Here is an 18,947-nt window from a genome sequence, read left to right on the forward strand (position 1 = left end):
GCGTGGCCCCATGGGTAGATCCAGACTTGCCTTGAGTGATGGAGCCACGGGATGACCGGGGACCGATTGATCGTTGGTAATACATCGTAAACCGTTAAATTCCCAACCCAATCCTCCCTAATACGCCTCGTCGAGATTTGTCAGGAAAAAGCTGCAGGATAAAAAAATCTCCTGTACAATCCGGCCTCCTTGATTCCCCGATAGCTCAGTCGGTAGAGCGCCGGACTGTTAATCCGTAGGTCCCTGGTTCGAGCCCAGGTCGGGGAGCCAGACATGCGGGAGTAGCTCAGTTGGTAGAGCGCAACCTTGCCAAGGTTGAGGTCGCGAGTTCGAGACTCGTCTCCCGCTCCAGCACCCAGGCAGGCCATCCGCCTGCGATCGGCACAGCGTCTAATCGTGCCTGCCCCTGCCTCTGCCTTGAGGCAGCGAAAACCGGAAGCACGCCCCTTTCCCCTCCAGCGAAGCCGCTTCGATCTGTCCGCCGTGCGCCTCGACGATCGACTTGCAGATCGACAGTCCCATCCCCATGCCCGCGTCTTTGGTCGTCGCGAGCGAGTCGAACAGATGGCGCACGACCTTCGCGGCGATACCTGGGCCCGTGTCGGTGACCGACACCCACAGCGCGGCGTGCGCATCGCCGGACGTCTGGATCTCGATCTGCCTTTCGCGTCCTGACGTCTTGCTCATCGCTTCGAGCGCATTCAATATCAAGTTCATGATCACCTGCTGAAGCAGGATGCGGTCGCCTTCGATGCGCAGCGGCTGTGCCGCGAAGTTGCCGGTCACGCGCACACCGCCGCTGTGTATCTGCTCGCGCAGCAGCCCCACGACTTCGCGGATCGCTTCATGGATATCCATGGGCCCGATCTTCGGCGGCGACTTTCTGACCATCGCCCGGATGCTCTCGACGATATTGGCCGCGCGCTGGCTGCTCGTGGAAATCTGTTCGAGCATTTCGATCGCCTCGCCCAGATTGGGCACATCGCGCCGAAGCCACTGCATGGCGGCGATCGAACTCATGCCGATCGCACTGACCGGCTGACTGACTTCGTGAACGATGAACGCAACCAGCTCGCCGAGCGCCATGAGATTCGCGGCGCGGTCCAGCTTGCCTTGCGTGTCGCGAAGATGCCGTTCCGCCGCCGCGCGCCGTTCGTGCTCGGACTCGATATTCTGGTAAAGCTTCGCGTTTTCGAGCGAGATGGCCGCCTGCGAGGCGAGCACTTCGAGAATGCGCAAGCGCGCCAGCGTAAACGTGCCCGAAATCTGGCCGTTTTCCAGATAAAGCAAGCCCGTGAGCTCACCTTGCTTGATCAGCGGCACGCACATGATCGAGCGCGAGCGGTGCGACCTGACGTACGCGTCGGTGCCATAGTGCGAGTCGGCCAGTGCGTCGTCCAGCAGGACCGACTCCTTGGTGCGAAGCGTCGTGTACGCGATGGAGGCGGGCAGGATGTCCGATAGCGCGGTCGTGCGCTCGAAGTCCACTTCCACCGCGCCATTGCCGAACGTGGCTTGCGCGACGACATTGAGCATCCCCTGGTCGAGCAGACACAGCACGACGCGGTCGGCACCGGCGTATTGAAGCGCGATGTCCAGCAAGACCTGAATCAGTTGCGGCAGCGCGATTTCACCCGACAGGGCCTGCGCCGCGCGGATCACCGCGTCCACGTCGAACTGATGCTCGGTGCCGCCGAGCATCAGGCCCGCAGCACGAGGCAACGCGGCCCGCGCCACGCCCAGCGAAGGGAATTCGTCTTCGAGCTGCCTGACCTTCGCATCGGCGCCCCAGCAGGCGTAAGCGCTGCGCGCCTGCACGAGGTAGCCTTGCTCCGCCGCATGCCAGCCCTGATGAGCGCAAAAGCGCGCGGCCAGCTCCCTGGCGAGGCCTTGAAGATGGAAGGCCCGCGTTTCCTCGGCAAGCGCGATCGCTTCCTCGTACAGCCCTTGCGCGCGCGCCGCGTCTGCCAGCGTGAACGCCAGTTCGGCCCGCACCAGCCGCTCGCGCGAGCGGAAGTTATCGGGCGATGCGTCCGCCCATACGTCAAGCACCACCAATTGTTCGTGCACGACCTGCAGATGCGCGTCGCGCGCCTGCCCTGTCGACTGGCGGCTCAGCGCGAGCCGCAGCAGTGCGCGGTAGAAGATGAAATCCACCATTTCGATGAACGCTGGCGACGACCAGGCCGTGCGGCTCGCTTCATCCTCGGCGCGCAACGCCGTCGAATAATGTCCGAACAGATAGGCGGTCTGAAGCTGGTAAGTCCAGAACGAGAAGGCCGCGAGGTCGCGGTTCGACGCTCTGCTCAAACACTCCTTTAGCAACGCCATGTAATCGGCGTTCGGGTCTTCCACCCCCACGTCGACGGGCACGCCGCGCATGGCGCGAATCAGCCACGCCTGGGCGAGCACGGCGTCGATGATCAGCGAAAATCCTGCCTGGCGCGCCACCTTGATCGCGTCTTCCACGCACTGCTGCACATCGGAAAGCGCGACGCCCGCGAAGATCAGGTTCGCCGCCAGGTTGCGCCGCGCATAGACCGAGAACGTGATGTCCCCTTCCTCCGCGGTGCGCCGTATCGATTCCTCGATATGGCGTCGCGCCGACGACGCCACCCCGGTCCAGGGCAGGTTGACCGTGCCGTAGCACATCTGCACCCGCCCCTGATATTGCGCGATGCCGCGTTCCGCCGGCAAGCGCATCGCCAGTTCGCCGAATCGCGCAACGGTCGCGTAATCGCTGTAGCGCGCCCCGACCACGCAGCTCAGGCAAACATAGGCGTAACACGACGCGTCGGAATGGCCATGCTGCAACCCCATGTTCGTCATGCGCAGAATGAGCAGTTCGACGAGGCGCTGGCTCGTGAAGAGCGCCGCCGGAATCAGGTCGGCGAGCACGTCCATCGCATTGCGCATGCCCTCGTCCTGCAACATCGGCAGACCGACCAGCGCATCGATGCTGCGTCCCGCAAACAACTGGCGGAACCGCGCGTATTCGCGATCGACGTCTTCCGCTGTCGGCATGAGCGGCAGCACGACTTCGGCCTCTTCGGCGAGATAGCGCAGGCCGACCGCCACGGCAATATCGGGCTGGTCGTTCGTCACGTAGAGCGCCGCACGAAGGCGGGCCAGGGCGGCGCGGTCCTTGAAGTCGAGCAATCCGGCGCGCACGCTGTTCAGGCGGCGCAACGCCGGATTGATCTCCATGCACAGAAACTCGCACTCGCCCCAACGCAGATCGATCAGCGCGCCAACTGCTTCCGGCGCCGAACTCCCTTGCAGAAAGGTGCGTGCATGCAAGAGATAGGAGATGGCCGAAGCGTAGGCCGTCGCCTCCTTGGCGCTGCGCGCGGCCTCGAGATTGATCATGGCGAACTGATGGCGCTGCTCGGGCGCCGTCACGATGGACACCGCCTCGTTCAACTGATTCGCGACGACGAATACGCTAATCGATTGCGCCTGGTATTCGCGGCTCGCCAGCAATTCGCGGCCGATCTCCAGGTGACCCGTTTCGCGCTCGTCGAATCTCAATCCGTTGTACACCGCGTCGCGCACGCGGTCGTGCGCAAACGCATAAAGCTCGTCGTTCAGATTGAGCAACTGCGCGTCCACCGCTTCACTCAGGCCTGCCTCGACTTCCGCCCGAGTGAGCCGCATGGCCGCCACGATCGTATTGAGCACGGCCGGCTCCGCCAGCAACGCAAGGCAGCGCAGCACCGCCCTTGCGTTGGCGCTCAAGGTGCCGATCTTTCCCGAGATCAATTCGATCAGGTTCGGCGTGCGCATGCGCCCTTCGATAGCCGGAACGCTGGCCTGCCACGCCCGCGTGGACTCGCTGCAGGCAAGCACGCCGTCGTCGATCAGCGCACGCACGAACTCGATCGTGAAGAGCGCATTGCCGCCGGTGCAGCGCCAGATCGCATTGCTCAGCATATCGAACTGATCGACCGCGCCTGGCAGCAAGGCCGTCAACAAGGCGCCGACATCGTCGTGCGAGAGCGGGCCCAAAGGCAGTTTCTGCCACAGCCCCTCTGCACGTAGTGCGCCGCCGCGCGGACCGATGCCGTTGCCTTCGTTCTCGCGCATCGCGCCCACGAACAGCACGTGCCGCCCGGCGAGACTGCGCGCGGCATGCGTGAGCACTTCCAGCGTGCCTTCGTCGGCCCATTGCAGGTCGTCGAGGAAGAAAATCAGCGGCCGCCCGCGTACGGCAAACGTGCCCAGCAGACGCGTCATGGCGTCGAGAAAGCGCGGGCGCTCCGCATGGGCCGATACCGCCGGCCGGTACGCGCGCTCGCCGACGATGCGCGCGAGTTCCGGAAAAATCGTCGTGACGATGGAGACCTCGTCCGCCAGCGTGTCGGCGATACGCCGCTGAAGCTGCTCGAAATCTGCGGGCAGATAGCCCAGCGCACTGCGCAGCAACGAATGGAGCGCGCGGGCGAGACTGGCATATGGCTTCGCGCCGTCCGCCTGTTCGCATTTGCCTTGGGCGAATTCATGCGGCGTATCGGCGAGCCGCTGCCGCAAATGCTGAACCAGCGCCGTCTTGCCGATGCCGGCCGGGCCCTCCACCAGCACGAGCGGCGTGGGTTCGCCCACCGACGCATCGAGCACCGCCTGCAGCAGCCGGTTCATCTCGCGTTCGCGGCCGAACAGCAGGTCCGAGCGGCGCGGGCCGCCATCGACACCGTGCACAGCCGCCAATGCGACAGCTGGCGCAGGCGCATCGTCCCCGCTCCCCGGAGCATGCAAGGCGAACAGATCCTTGACCACCTCGGTCGCGGCCTGGTAGCGCTCCTGCGGCTCCTTCGCGAGCAGCCGCAACAGGATCGGCAAAAGCTGCGGCGCAATGGCTGAGGCGGCGCTGCCATCCAGCGGGCGTCTTGCGATATGCGCGTGAATCTCTTCGGACGGCGCGAGATCCGGGAACAGCACGCTGCCCGTGAGCATCTGATAGAAGATGCAGCCGAGCGAATACAGATCCGAGCGCGCGTCGACGGGACGGCGCAGTCGCCCTGTCGCTTCCGGCGCCACATAGTGCACGCGCTCCGGGTCGACGTTCGCGAGCATGTCGCTGTCGAATGCTTCGGCGTCCGGAACGGCGCGCAGCGCGCGAAAACCCGTGAGCCAGGCGCGGCGCCCTTCGCTGTGCACCATGAAGTTCGCAGGTGTCAGCGCACCATGCACGAGCCCCGCGGCATGCGCCGACGCCAGCGCCAACGCCATGCGCGCCGCGTGGCGCATGAACGCTTCGAGCGGCATGGCCGCGCCGACGAGGCCGTTCAACATCTGCCCGCGCGGGTCGTGCAGCAGCATCGCGGGATTCTGGTTGTGGATCACGAACTGGATGGGCCGTAGCGCGAACCCATGTTCGAGCCTGGCGCGAATGCCGTATTCGTGGCGCAGCTGGGCGAGCCCGGCCGCGGGCGCCGGCGACAGCGGGATGGCGGCCAGCACCGACGAACCCGGTTTCTCCACGCGATAAAGCTGCACCGCGCCGTCGCGCAACAGCGTCAGCTTCGCATCGATCAAGCGGGTTGCCAGATCGGCAGAATCGGCCTTATTCCAGTCCGCCACCATGCTTTCCCTCCTTTTGTTCGCTTTGGACATGGAAAATAAAAATTCGGACATATTGGATTCAACCGGTAACGGCGTTCGCAATGCGCGCTCAATTCGAGCGTCAAAGGATTGTTCGTGAATTCTTTCCTAAATCATATCCGAATGATCTGATGCATTTCTTTAGTTTTTTGTACAAAACCAATCGCGCCCTGCATGGCTCGCCCTGCGTCTGGAATAGCGGGAGTGAGTCAGGTGTTTTGATGGCCTGGTACGTTATCGGCGCCGAGGTCGGTTCATCGATCGCCCATTACGCCCGCGCGCACCGAACGTGACCTCCCTCAACCCAGTCTGGCCTCGCCGATGAATTCCCTCAATTCGCCTCAGATTCCCTTTGTGCCGCACCGTCCACTGGCGGCAAGCGATCACCGCACGCTCACCCTGGCTGCGCTTGGCGGCGCACTCGAATTCTATGATTTCGTCATCTACGTCTTTTTCGCCGCCGCCATTGGCCAATTGTTCTTTCCACCCACCATTCCCGACTGGCTGCGCCAGTTGCAGACTTTCGGCATTTTCGCGGCAGGCTATCTCGCGCGGCCGCTCGGCGGCGTGATCCTCGCGCATTTCGGCGATCTGGTCGGCCGCAAGCGCATGTTCACGCTGAGCGTGTTGCTGATGGCGCTGCCCACGCTCCTCATGGGCCTGCTGCCGACGTTCGGGGCCATCGGCATTGCCGCGCCCGTCCTGCTGCTGGTGTGCCGCGTGCTGCAAGGCGCAGCAGTGGGCGGTGAAGTACCCGGCGCATGGGTCTTCGTTTCCGAACACGTGCCACCGCGCCATGTCGGTTACGCGTGCGGCCTGTTGACCGGCGGGCTGACGTTCGGCATCCTGCTTGGCTCGCTGATCGCCTCGGGCGTGAATCATCATTATTCGCATGCGGAAATCGCAGCCTACGCATGGCGGATTCCGTTTGTGATCGGCGGCCTGTTCGGCATTCTCTCGGCCTTCCTGCGCCGCTGGCTCGACGAGACACCGGTGTTCGTCGAAATGAAGGCGCGCCGCTCGCTCGCCACCGAAGTACCGCTCAAGACCGTGCTGCGCGAGCACGGTCGCGCCGTGATCGTGTCGATGCTGCTCACGTGCACGCTCGCCGCGGCAATCGTCGTCGTGATTCTCATGACACCCACGCTCGTGGCGAAACGTTTTCGTATCGACCCCGCCGCCGCGCTGCAGGCGAATTCGGCCGCGACGCTCTGCCTGTGCGTCGGCTGCGTGATTGCAGGCATGCTGGCCGGCCGCATCGGCACGAGGCGCACGATCTTCGTTGGCTGCCTGCTACTCGGCGCTTCGTACTTCGCCATGCTTCGGCACCTCGCCGCCGATCCGGGCGCGCTGCTGCCGCTCTATGCCGTGTCGGGCTTCTTCGTCGGCGCGGTGGCGGCCATTCCCGTGGCCATGGTCAATGCCTTTCCGCCCGCCGTGCGCTTTTCCGGCATCTCGTTCTCGTACAACGTGGCCTACGCGGTATTCGGCGGCCTGACGCCCGTTTTCGTTTCGCTGATGCTGAAATGGAACCCGTCTGCCCCCGAACTCTATGTGGCTGCGCTCAGCGTCATCGGCGCATTGACGAGTCTCGCGTTGCCCCGCACGTCTGAAATGGCGAAAAAATAACTTTCCATTCCGAAATTATTCGAAATGAATCGTTAGAAACCTGCGCGACCTGCACGCCCATCGCGAGCGCCGTGCAGCGTTCGCACGCGCATCGATCTCGCCGACGGCTTATGCATGGTTGCCGGTGTTGTTAATATTCACGCCCGCTATACAAGCGTATGATTCCGCCAGGCGAATTCCGTCATTACTATCAGCGCTGTCGACCCGCGCTGACGTTCTGTTCCGGCGCGCCATTGTTGTTCAGGAGATCATGCGTGTCCGCCGCTCATCACGTCTGTGTGGTCGACGACGATCAGTCAGTTGGGCTTGCACTTGCCAGCTTGCTGCGTTCGCTCGGCTACGAAGTCGAAACCTTCGAATCGGGGCATGACGTCCTGCGATGGCTTGCGCACCATCGCACGGCATGCGTCGTCTCCGATCTCCAGATGCCGGGCATGTCCGGCCTGCAAATGTACGAGGGCATGCTCGACATGGGCATCGATGCGCCGTTCGTGCTGATCACCGCCTATCCGACCGCCGAAGTCGAGGCGCGGGCCATGGCGATCGGCGTGCGCGCCTTCCTCACGAAACCGGTCAGCGCGCAGGCGCTGGCCATGCACGTCAGGCAGGCGGTCGCCCCAGCCGGCTGACGTTCAGAACTGCTCGTCGTCGGGCGCCGCGAACGCAGCGGCGAGCGTGAATACGAAGCGCGCACCGTGCGGCGTGTTCGGCTCGAACTCCAGCGCGCCGCCATGGCGCTCGACGATCGAGCGGCAGATCGACAAGCCGAGGCCCATGCCCGTCGCCTTGGTCGTCACGAACGGCTCGAACAGCGAACCCTCTACGCACGCCTGCAGCCCGTGGCCCGAGTCGGCCACCGTGATTTCGGCCCGGCCTCCTTCCACATGGCGACTGGAGAGTTCGAGCACCCGCGCACGCGAATCGACGCTAGCCATCGCCTCCACCGCGTTGACGATGAGATTGAGCGCGACCTGCTGAATCTGCACGCGGTCGCCCTTGACGAAAAACTCCGGCGCGATGGCGTTGTCGACTTCGACATGGTTATTCTCGACCTCGGCGCCCGCGAGCATCAGCGCTTCGGCAACCGCGCACCTCAGGTCGAACACGATCAGCGTGGGCGGCACGTTCTTCGCCAGTTCGCGTATGCCGTGAATGATGCTCGACGCGCGCAGGCTTTCGCCCGCCACGAGCGTGAGCATCTTGCGCGCCTCATCTAGCGCGGGCGGCTCGCGCTCGAGCCAGTGCACGCCCGCCGAGGCAGACGAATGAATCGCGCTGATCGGCTGACTGATTTCATGCGCAATGGATGCCACCAGCTGGCCCATGCTCGTGAGGCGCGTCACGCGCGCAAGCTCGGCCATGGCGTTGCGCAGCGCTTCCTCCGTATGCGCGATACGCTGATTCTGCTCGACGACGTCTTGATACAGCCGCGCGTTTTCGAGCGCGATGGCGGCCTGCGCGCCAAGCACGGAGAGCACCGCGATCTTGTCCTCGGTAAATGCGCTTTCGCTGAGCCGGTTCTCCAGAAAGATCACGCCGACCAGACCGCCTTGCTTGAGCAGCGGCAGGCAGAGCACCGACTTCGCCTGGGTCCTGCGCACATAGTCGTCGCGCGTATAGCCGCCCTCGGTCGACGCGCTGTCGAGCGCGAGCGGCTGCCCCGTGCGGATCACCGTGCGCACCAGCGTAAGCGGCAGGTCCTCGCTCGAAATCGCTCGCCGCACGACATTGACCTCGGCGAGCTCGGCGCGGGTCTCGGCTTCGGCGTGGATCTGCAAGCCGCCCTCATGGTTCAGTGCGAGCACGCAACGCTGCGCGCCCGCGTGTTCGAGCGTCACGAGCGCGAGCGTTTCGATCAGACGGCTGAGCACGATTTCACTGGACAGCGCGCTCGAAGCCTTGATGATCGCGGCAATATCGAGCTGCTGCGAGGGATACTCGAACGCCGGCATCGGCGCGCTGGCCGCGGCCTCCGTCTTGACGCCGCCTTCCGTCATAGCGCGCACCCTGGCATTCGCGCCCCACCATGCATAGGCATGCGAAGCATCGCGCAGGTAGGCGTCGGCAACCGCGCCTCGGCCTTGCTGACGATGGAATCCCGCCGCGAGTTCGCACGCGAGCGCCTCGACATGCAGAATCCGCCGTTCGTGTGCGTGACGAATGGCCTTGTTATACAGGTGTTCCGCCTCGCGGGCGCGGCCGTCGAGCCGCGCGATTTCGGCATCGACGAGCGCAGCCCGGCCCATCAGGTTCGCGGGACCGACATGCGCCCACGCGGCCAGCGCCTCGCGATGGGCGTCGAGCGCTTCACGGTGCGCGGCCTGTTCGGGCGGCGTCGCCGCGGTTTCGCACAGCTTCGCCCGCATGAGTGCGCCAAAAAAGCGATATTCGATCAATTCGAGGAACATTCTCGACGCGCCGATAGATCGCCTCGCCGCCAGCTCGGCCTCGAGCGCCGCTTCGACATCGCCTGAGATGTAGCTCGCCTGCAGCCTGCACGCCCAGTAGGCAAAGCCGACGCTCGTATTGTTCGCCCGAACCGCTTCGATATCGCGCTGGTATTCCTCATCGCCGGGTTGATCCGCCGTCTCGCGCCATCCCGCATCACCCAGTTGCTCGACGAGCTGGATCTGCGCGCGGAACACGCCCGAATACAGATAGAAGCGCGACAGCCGGGCAACGTTCAGACCGTTCTTTGCCTCCGTCAACACTTCGTCCAGCGGCCGGCCCGCGAGCAGCAGCACGCTCACGACATTGCGCGCGCCGGACACGTCGAACACCAGATCGCCGTCCTCTCTCGCCACCTTCTTCGCCTGCTCGATATAGGGCATGGCGTCCTGGGCCGGGCGGCTCCAGGGAATCACGAGGCTGCCAAAGCGCATGTAGATGCGCGCCTTGTAGCGCGACCGCTTGCAGCGATCGACCACGTCGACGGCCAGTTGCGCGAACTCGTAGCCCGTCCGGTAATCGCCATAGCGTTCGGCGAACACGAGATTCAGGCACACGAAACCATAGGCCGCGGAATCGGAAAGACCGTGCCGCAAACTCAGCAAGGTCAGGTTCAGCAGAATGACATCGAGCAGGTTGGCGTTGAAAAAGAGCGCGGGCGGGATCAGATCGGCGAGCACATCGAGCGCGCAGCGCCACACCGGGTCTTCAACCCACGCGTTATCGGCCAGCTGTGCCACCGACCGTTCGCCCAGTTCGCTGCGCAATTGCCGGTAAAGGCGATCGACCTCGCTGTCGGCAGGACGCTCGTCGATGTTCACGCCAAGCCGGGCCAGAAAATCGAGCCCCGTGGTCAGCGCCTGAATCTGCCGGTTCTGCGCGGTTTGCAGGCTCGCCGTCAGGCGTGTCAATTCCGCCCTCAACGCCATGCTCACCGGCTTGCGCCCGAGCGCCACCAGCCGCGCCTCGGCGGGCGCGAGCGTGCCGATCAGGCATTCCACGTCGGCCCGGTGGAATTCGGTCCACTGCGCCGTGTCTTCGTCTGTGCTTTCGTCGATCAGCGCCGCCGCCGTTTCGAAGTAGACGAGCGCCGACGTGTACGCGGTCGCCATCTTCGCTCTTTCGCCTGCGAGCAGATTGAGGTACGCAAAGCGCTTGCGCTCCTCGGGCGAGACGATCCGCGATGCCCCGCGATTGATCTGGTTCGCGACGACGAACAGTTCGTCGCTCGGCTCGTCCTCGCGCAGGCGCATGGCGAGTCTGCGACCGATGTCGAGGTGCTGGGCCGCCTGTTCGCTTTCGCTCATCGAGGCATATGCGGCTTCGCGAATGCGGTCGTGCTTGAAGCGCAGCATGTCCGCGTCGCGGTCGATCAGCGATGCGTTGAACGCCTCGCGCAGGCTCGCCTCCAACGCCTGCTTCGTGAGATTCGCAGCCGCCGCGAGATCGGCGAGCTTCGCGGCGCCGCCGAGGCAGGCGAAGACCTGCAATGCGTCGCACGCAACCTCGCCCAGCCGCGCGAAGCGCAGCAGCATGAGGTCCGCCACGTTGTCGGAGTACAGCTTGGCGCGAATCCGATCGACGTCCCGCAGGCGCAACGCGCCCTTTTCCTCGAACTCGATCAGCCCTTCGCTCGCGAGTTCCGCGGCAAGCTGGATCGTGAAGAACGGATTGCCGCCGGTCTTCTCCCGGATGATGTCGATCACGGGCAGCGATGCGTCGAGCTTGCAGCCCAGCGTATCGCCGACGAGGCGCGCCATGTCACCGCGTTCGAGCGGCTCGACCTCGATCATCTGATGCCGGTCTTTCGCCTCGGCAATCAGCCGGGCGAGCGCATGCTCCGGCGTCACTTCGTTGCTGCGAAACGCCGCGATCAGCATGACATGCGAGAGTTCGCCGTCGCGGGTCAGATAGTCGAGGACCGTCAGCGTGCCTTCATCGACCCAATGCATGTCGTCGAAAAACAGCACGAGCGGGCGCTCGGGCGGCAACACGCCTTTGAGCAGATCGGCAATCGTGCGCAAATAGAGCGCTCTGTCTACGTTGAATTCCGTTTCGGCTTCGCTCGACAGATCGCCCACTATCAGTTTCAGGTCGGGCAGGAGGCCATAGAGAATCTCCGCGCGCTCGCCCATGCGCGCTGCGAGCCGCTTGCGCGTCGCGGCGAAGCTCGCGTCTTCGAGGCCGAGAACCGGACGCAGGAGCCGCTCGAGCGCGCGGGCCAGCGCACCGTAGGGCTGCGTCGAATCGAGCTGTTCGCACGCGCCGCGCGCATACGCGATCGACGTCGTGCCGATCGCGCCTGCCCACTGATCGACCAGCGAGGACTTGCCGCTGCCCGAGTATCCGGCGACGAAGACCAGTTCGACCGCGCCGCTCGCGCTCACGCGACGCAAGGTGGCGTCGAGCACGTCCATCTGTTCGCGGCGGCCATGGAGCGCGCCGGTATGCCGGCTGTTCGCGACGCTCGCGTGCAGGTCCAGTGGAAACACTGCCGTCCCGCTGCGCTCCGAGCCGGCGTTCAGGCACCGCATCAAATCGGCCTGCAGCCCCGCGGCCGACTGGTAGCGGTCGTTGGGATTCTTGGCGAGCAGTTTCATGACGACCGCTTCGACCTGGCGCGGCAAGCCGAGCGCATAGGCGGAAGGACGCATGGGTTGCTTGGCGAGTTGCGCATGCGCGAGCGCCATTCTGTCGACACCGGTGAACGGCAGCACGCCGGTCAGCATTTCGTAAAACAGGCAACCCAGCGAATACAGATCGGCGCGATAGTCCAGCATCCGCTCCATCCGCCCGCAAAGCTCCGGCGCCATGTATTCGATCGACCCGCGGCCGGCGTGATGCAGATTCGGTTCGCGATCCGAACGATCGGCCGCCATCGCATGGCCAAAGCCGAGGAGGCACGCCGATGCTTCGGCATTGTCGAGCAGAATATGATCGGGATTCAGGGCGCAATGGATCAGCCCGGCTTCGTGGAGCGATTCCACGGCGGCGGCTATCGCAATCGCGGCGCGCAGAAAGCGCTCGAGCTTTTGCGGCGAGCGCCAGCGCGCGCGCAGGAGCGTGCCGCCGGGGTCGTGCAATGCGAGCGCAAAGAAGCCGTTTTCCCGCAGCAGCGCATGAGGCCGTGCCGCCCACGGCGCGGCGAGACGCGTGCGCAACGCGTATTCGTGCTCGAGCAGCGCGCGCCGCTCGTGCTCCTTCGGACCGTCTTCCGTCACCACGAACAGGGCGCGGGCGCCTTCCTTGTTCACGCCGCGATAGAGCGCCGGCGGGCCCGCCACGAGCTGGGTGACATCGTAATCGGCCAGCTGGTCCAGAATGGGCGCGCAATGGCTCATGCGGCCATCCCGTTCGCGTGTGCCGCGACAGCGTCGCCGGCACCGCTGCCTGCCGCGCAAAGCTCGAAGCAGAATGTCGCGCCCGCCTCCTGATTGTTGAACGCCCAGATCGAACCGCGATGCTCCTCGATGATCGAGCGGCAAATGGACAGGCCAAGCCCCATGCCGTCCGACTTCGTCGTGAAGAACGGCTCGAACAGCCGGTCGACGATATCGGCGGCGATACCGGTACCCGAATCGCACACACACACGCGCATGGACTCCGCCCCAACGAGTTCCACCGAAATTTTGAGCACCCGCGTGCTGCCCGGGCACTTCAAGATCGAATGCATGCCATTGAAGATCAGGTTCATGATCACCTGCTGAATCTGGATCTTGTCGGCGGCCACTTTGGGCAAACCGTCTTCCGCCACGACCCGCAGGCGGATATTGTTCTTCTCCATTTCCTGCCGAACCAGCGCAACCACTTCGCTCGCCGTTTGCGTCAAATCGATGGCGGCGCGATTCGGGCGCTCCTTGCGCGCGAGCGCGCGCAGGCGGTTGATGACTTCGCTCGCGCGGTCCGCGTCGCTCACGATGCGCGTGAGATTGTTGCGCGCTTCGGCGATCGAAGGCACCGCGCGGTCCAGCCAGCGCATGCCCGCCTCGCCATGCGTGATGATCGCCATGAGCGGCTGTTTGAGGTCGTGCGCGAGCGAGGCCGTCAGTTCGCCGAGCGTCGAAACGCGCGTGACGTGCGTGAGTTCCGCCTGGGCATGCAGCAGCGCGTTCTGGGCCTGGTGAATTTCGGTCATGTCGGCGAGCGCTCCGACGTATTCCACGGCCCGGCTCGCGGATTCGATCGGCCTCGCCATCATGCGCAGGTACTTCACCGCGCCCGTCTCCACGCGCACGCGATACTCGGCCTCGATGATCGACGCGCCTTGCTCCGCCTCGCGCAGCGCGCGCCTCACCTGATCGACATCGTCGGGATGAATACGCTCGAGCATGAGATCCATGTGCGGTCGCGCGGGCGCGTCCATTTCGAGGATCCGGTAGGTTTGCGCGGAGCACGTCATGTCGCGCGACTCGACATTCCAGCCGATACTGCCGATGTTGCTGAGCCGCTGCGCCTCGGAGAGATACATCTCTCCGCGCCGCAAGGCGTCTTCGAAGGCGCGCCGGTCCGTAATGTCGATCGTCGCGCCGATATACTCGCGCGCGCCGCTCTCGTCGCTCGACCACGGCCGGAAAATCACCTGCAGGCGGCGCAGGCTACCGTCGTCCTGCACTGTCGTAAATTCGAAGCTATGGGTCGCGTCCTCGCTGATCGCTTTCACGAAGACTTCCTTGAAGCGCAGATGATCGTCCACGTGCACGCGTGCCAGACACATCTCGATCGTCGGCCGCTCGCAGGTGAAATCCACGCCCCACAACGCGTAGTTTTCGCGCGACCACAGCAACTCGTTCGTGATCGTGTTCCAGATGAAGGTGCCCGTCTTGCTGATGCGCTGGCCCTCTTCGAGGAACGCCTCGCTGCGTCTGAGCCGCGCTTCGGTCTGGCGGCGCTCGACGTTCTCGCGCTTGAGCGCGGAATAGAGTCGCGCATTCTCGATGGAAATCGCGGCCTGGGTCGCCAGCATCTTCATCAGGTTGATGCGCGCGACATCGAACACGTATGGGGTGACGCCGTTCTCCATGTACAGCACGCCGACGAGCCCGCCATGCCGCAGCAACGGAAGGCAGAGCAGCGAGCGGCAGCGGCCTTTACTGAGGTAGTGGTCGTCGCGGAAGTCGTTCGGCTCCGCGCCATCGTCGATGACGACGTTCTCGTGAACCCTCATGACATGGCGAATCACGGTAAGCGGAGCTACGGTTTCGCACAGCCCCACGTCGCGCGCCTGCACCGTGATGCCGCTCTCCGCGCAACCGGCTTCCGCCACGATGCGAAAGCTCTCGCCCGACCACAGAATGAGCAGCGCGCGCTGAGCGCCGCTGTGGCGCACCGCGATTTGCATGAACGCCTGCACGAGCTTGTCGAGGTCGATCTCGCTCGAAACGGCCTGAGACAACTGGACCATCGCCGCGACATCGACCGTGCCCAATGGCGCGGCATGGCCGCCCGAGCCGGGCACGATGGGCGCGGCATCGCGCAGGTAATGAAACGCCTGCTCGAGGCTGCGCACCTTTGCGTCGGCGCCCCAGCGCGCGTAAGCGTCGCGCGCCGCGCGCAGGCATGCGTGGGATACCGAAGTCAAACCGCGTTGCAGGTAGAAATGCGCTGCGCATTCGCGCGCCATGGCCTCGTAATGCGGCTGCCCGTTCTCGCGCGCCAGTTCGATGGCACGCTCGTATTCCTGCTCCGCCTGGACATAATCGCCCACGAGGCGCGCATATTCGGCCGTGACGAGCGCAAGGCGGCTGCCGAAGTTCTCGGGCGCGCTTTGCGCCCATGACTCGAGGCGCTCGATGGCGTCGATGAGCTCGCGCTCCATCACTTCGCGCGCGGCCTCCTGCCCCGCTTCCTGCCGCACCTCGTCGATCACGCGGATCAGCGCGAGCGCGCGCAGAAAGTAGTAGGTCACCTCGATCGGCATGGCCATCACCGCGCCCAGCAGCGGCTCGATCTCTCTTGCGCGTGCAACGGTGGCGGCGAAGCGGCCGTGCAGAAAGTCCAGCTTCATTTCCATGATTGCCGCGAAGGCGATACCGCAGCCAAACTGGCTCTCGCGCACGACCGCGACGAGCGCGTCATGCGTGGACGCAATGCCCCGCTCCGCCGCATCGACGCCCTGCAAGCGCAGCAGGAACAGCAATTCGAGTTCGATCGTGACGGAAATGGTCCTGTTGCGCAGCTCGTTCGCAAAACGCAGATTCTCGCGGCACAGGCGGGTCACCTCGCTGAGGTGCTCGCCGCGCTCATAGGACTGCCAGATGCTCTCGAACGCGATATAGCCGGCGTAGATGAAGTCGCCGGCTTCCACGCACTGGCTCATCGCGCGGCCCAGCACGGGAATCGCCGCGCGAAACGGCCGCCGCCAGATCAGGATGTGGTCGCCGTGCAGGTGCAGCAGCGTGCCGGTCAAACGCGCTTCGCCATAGCGCTCGTTCACGGCGAGCGCCAGCTCGGAGAAGCGCAGTGCGAAATCGAATTCGCGCGTGGTCCCGACCAGCAAGAGCGCGTAGATCGCGTAGACATAGCCCGTCAGACGCGTGTTGCCGTGCGTCAGGCACAATTCGGCCGCCTTGAGCACGAGAATCGGGAACAGCTTCTGCTCGCTGATGTACGCGCTCGGGATCGCGTCGATGATGAGGCCGATCACGGCCTCCTGCATGGGGTCTTCGAGGCAGCCGCGCGTGAGGAGCGCCGCCACCTGGTGCGGCGGGCACAGCTCGCGCAATGCCGCGAGCTTTTGCGCGACCAGCGCATCGTCGATGCCTTCGCCCTGCACCTCGACGTTCAGCAGCGCCAGCGCCCTGAGCGTCGTGTCGATCGCACGCCGGTAATCGCCCGATGCCTGGTGAATGCGGATTTCCATGCGCAACGCGGCCGCGCGTTTGAGCAGTCCGCCCGCGCGGTTGCACGCCTTGCGCACCGTTTCGAGCGCCTGGCCGAAATCGCCCGTGAGGGACTCGCATTCGGCCATGTCGAGCAGCAGCCGGAATACGTCGATACGCGTCTCGCTCACGCCGTATTGGACGATGAGCTTTTCCGCCTGGGCGAAATACTCGCGCGCGGAACTCCACGCGGCGGCCGCCTTGGCCGCGTTGCCCGCCAGCACGTCGAGTTCGGCAAGCCGCGTGCGGTCCGCTTGCGAGAGGATGCGCTGCGAGCGGTTCAGGTGGCCGACCACCTCGAACACTTCGGCCGTGCCCGGGGCCGTTGGCATCGCAAACAGCAGATTCGTGCCGATCTGCGCGTGCGCGAGTTCACGCTCGGTTTCGCCGAGCATCGCATACGCGGCCTCCTGCACGCGGTCGTGCGCGAAGCGGTAGGCCTCGCCCTTGCGCGAGACGAGGCCCGCCGTCTCGGCTTCACGCATCGTCGCCAGCACGCGGCGGCTGTCGGTGCCGAGCACGCGGGCCAGCGCGCCGACGCGCGCCGTTCCCCCCACGCACGCGAAGACCGCCAGCACATGCTTCGTCTCGTCGTTCAGGCGCGTGAGACGCAGCGTGAGCAGGTCGACCACATTGTCGGTGTAGCCCTTGTCGCGAATCCTGTCGATGTCCCACGTCCAGCCCACGCTGTGCGAGTCCGGCACGATGAGCCGCTCCTGAATCAGCTCGCGCAGGAATTCGATCGTGAAGAACGGATTGCCGCCCGTCCTTTCGAAGATCGCCGAAGCGAGCGGCGCGACGGCTTCGGGCGGCTCGACCAGTGTCTCGGCGATCAGCGTCACGACGTCCGCGAGCGCGAGCGGCGCGAGGCCGATTTTTTCGGTCACCTTGCGGCCGAACAGAATGCCGTTGAGCCGTTCGCTGGCCACGCGCGAGCGCCCCAGGTCGATGTTGCGGTGCGCGAGCACCAGCAGCAGGTTCCCGAGTTCGGCATCCGAAGCCAGTCCGTCGATGATTTCCAGCGTGCCGGAATCGAGCCATTGCACGTCGTCCAGGAAGAGCACGAGCGGTTGCTGCCGGTCCGAAAACAGCATGAGAAAGCGCTTGACGACCAGCATGAAACGGTTGGTCGCCTCTTGCGGCGGCAGGGCTTCGATGGCGGGCTGCGGCCCCACGATGGCGCCGATCTCCGGCACCAGATTCACGATCAGCTGCCCAGCCTTGCCCACGGCTTCATCGAAGCGGTCTTTCCATAGCGCGATTTCCGGACCGGTCTTCCGCAGGAGTGGACGCACGAGCCCGCGCAGCACCTGGACGAACGCCGCGTACGGCACGTTGTCGTTGTACTGATCGAATTTACCGAGCGTGAAATGAACGCCTGCCGAACCGATATTGCGCTTGAATTCCTCGATGAAAAACGTCTTGCCGACGCCGGGCTCGCCCTCGACGATCACCGCCATGGCGTCGCCGGTCTGACGCACTCGCTCCAGTGCGCCGTGCAGCTGTTCGAGTTCGCGCTGCCGCCCATAGGTGCGCACGGGAAACACGACTTGCGATTGACGGTCGCCCCGGCCGAGCAGCGCGGGCGAAAGCTCCGAACCCTGGGTCACTTCGTCGAGGCAAAGCTGCAGGTCGGCCTCGACGCCCGCGGCGCTCTGATAGCGGTCGCCGGCGGCCTTGGCCAGCAGCTTGTTGACGACGAATTCGATCTCGGGCCGGATTTCGGGAACGACATTGCGCAGCGGCCGCGGCGTGCTCACGAGATGCGAGTAGATCCATTCGTCGCGCTCGCGCGCCTCGTACGGCATCTGCCCGGACAAGAGCTGATAGAGCAGCACGCCGAGCGAATACAGGTCGCTGCGCGGATCGCTGCGCTGGCTCACGGCACTGGTGCGCTCGGGCGCGAGATACGGGAGCTGGCTCATCGGGACGAGGCCGGGTTCGCCGCCGGCCGCGTAATTGCCCTCGATACCGCACGCGCTGCCGAAGCCCGTGATCCACACGCGCTGTTCACGATCCGCGAACAGGTTCGCGGGGCTCAGGTTGTGGTGAACGAGTCCGTTTGCATGCATGCCCTTGAGCGCCGAGGCGAGCGACACGGCGAGCGCAAGAAAGCGCGGCAGCGGGCGCCTGTGCGCGATCTCGCCGCCGAGCGGCACGCCTTCGCAATGGTCCAGCGTGAGGAGAAACTGGCCGCCCGAACGAAACAGCGCGCGCGGGCGTATGCCCCATTGGGTATCGATTGAATCGCGCGAGCTGTATTCTTTCTCGAGCGAAGCGAGGAGTTCGCGCGACGCGCGTTGCTCGAACGGCGCTTTCACGATGAGCGGCTGCTCGCTCGCGTCGGCGCACACGCGGTACATCACCAGGTCGTCTTCGCGATGGAGCATT

The 18,947-nt window shown here is 64.8% G+C and carries 6 protein-coding genes and 2 tRNA genes; 5 read left to right on the plus strand and 3 right to left on the minus strand.

Annotation, left to right across the window (positions count from 1 at the left end; genetic code table 11):
• The first annotated feature begins 194 nt into the window (after positions 1 to 194).
• Both AB4Y44_RS12360 and AB4Y44_RS12365 read left to right on the plus strand, forming a co-directional pair.
• Positions 195 to 270: transfer RNA gene (locus AB4Y44_RS12360), tRNA-Asn, on the plus strand.
• Positions 271 to 275: 5 nt separating this feature from the next.
• Positions 276 to 351 (plus strand) — tRNA-Gly (locus tag AB4Y44_RS12365).
• Between the two features lie 39 nt (positions 352 to 390).
• On the opposite strand, the gene AB4Y44_RS12370 is transcribed toward AB4Y44_RS12365, so the two are convergent.
• Positions 391 to 5,583 carry an AAA family ATPase gene (locus AB4Y44_RS12370; protein WP_368699688.1) on the minus strand — a complete coding sequence of 1,731 codons (5,193 nt, stop codon included), beginning with the start codon at positions 5,581 to 5,583 and terminating at the stop codon, positions 391 to 393.
• A gap of 80 nt (positions 5,584 to 5,663) precedes the next feature.
• On the opposite strand from AB4Y44_RS12370, the gene AB4Y44_RS12375 reads away from it, so the two are divergent.
• From AB4Y44_RS12375 to AB4Y44_RS12385, 3 genes are all read left to right on the plus strand, one after another.
• Complete coding sequence (locus tag AB4Y44_RS12375; protein ID WP_368699689.1) at positions 5,664 to 5,894, plus strand: hypothetical protein; 231 nt, start codon at positions 5,664 to 5,666, stop codon at positions 5,892 to 5,894.
• Positions 5,895 to 5,922: 28 nt separating this feature from the next.
• The gene (locus AB4Y44_RS12380) at positions 5,923 to 7,230 is read left to right on the plus strand and encodes an MFS transporter (RefSeq protein WP_368699690.1); all 1,308 of its coding nucleotides are present in this window, start codon (positions 5,923 to 5,925) and stop codon (positions 7,228 to 7,230) included.
• A gap of 254 nt (positions 7,231 to 7,484) precedes the next feature.
• Positions 7,485 to 7,859, plus strand: coding sequence for a response regulator (locus AB4Y44_RS12385; protein ID WP_368699691.1), 375 nt, complete (start codon positions 7,485 to 7,487; stop codon positions 7,857 to 7,859).
• Between the two features lie 3 nt (positions 7,860 to 7,862).
• Here the strand turns inward: AB4Y44_RS12385 and AB4Y44_RS12390 are convergent, their stop codons facing one another.
• Both AB4Y44_RS12390 and AB4Y44_RS12395 read right to left on the minus strand, forming a co-directional pair.
• The gene (locus AB4Y44_RS12390; protein WP_368699692.1) at positions 7,863 to 13,019 is read right to left on the minus strand and encodes an AAA family ATPase; all 5,157 of its coding nucleotides are present in this window, start codon (positions 13,017 to 13,019) and stop codon (positions 7,863 to 7,865) included.
• Positions 13,016 to 18,946 carry an AAA family ATPase gene (locus tag AB4Y44_RS12395; RefSeq protein ID WP_368699693.1) on the minus strand — a complete coding sequence of 1,977 codons (5,931 nt, stop codon included), beginning with the start codon at positions 18,944 to 18,946 and terminating at the stop codon, positions 13,016 to 13,018. The genes AB4Y44_RS12390 and AB4Y44_RS12395 overlap by 4 nt, the downstream gene beginning before the upstream one ends.
• Position 18,947: the final 1 nt, after the last annotated feature.

It is taken from the genome of Paraburkholderia sp. BR10937, assembly GCF_040965695.1.
Classification (GTDB): Bacteria; Pseudomonadota; Gammaproteobacteria; order Burkholderiales; family Burkholderiaceae; genus Paraburkholderia.

Coding starts and splice junctions, on each gene's coding strand:
- AB4Y44_RS12390 (WP_368699692.1), bottom strand. CDS start 13,019: ATGAGCCATTGCGCGCCCATTCTGGACCAGCTGGCCGATTACGATGTC.
- AB4Y44_RS12395 (WP_368699693.1), bottom strand. CDS start 18,946: ATGCTCCATCGCGAAGACGACCTGGTGATGTACCGCGTGTGCGCCGAC.
- AB4Y44_RS12380 (WP_368699690.1), top strand. CDS start 5,923: ATGAATTCCCTCAATTCGCCTCAGATTCCCTTTGTGCCGCACCGTCCA.
- AB4Y44_RS12370 (WP_368699688.1), bottom strand. CDS start 5,583: ATGGTGGCGGACTGGAATAAGGCCGATTCTGCCGATCTGGCAACCCGC.
- AB4Y44_RS12375 (WP_368699689.1), top strand. CDS start 5,664: ATGCGCGCTCAATTCGAGCGTCAAAGGATTGTTCGTGAATTCTTTCCT.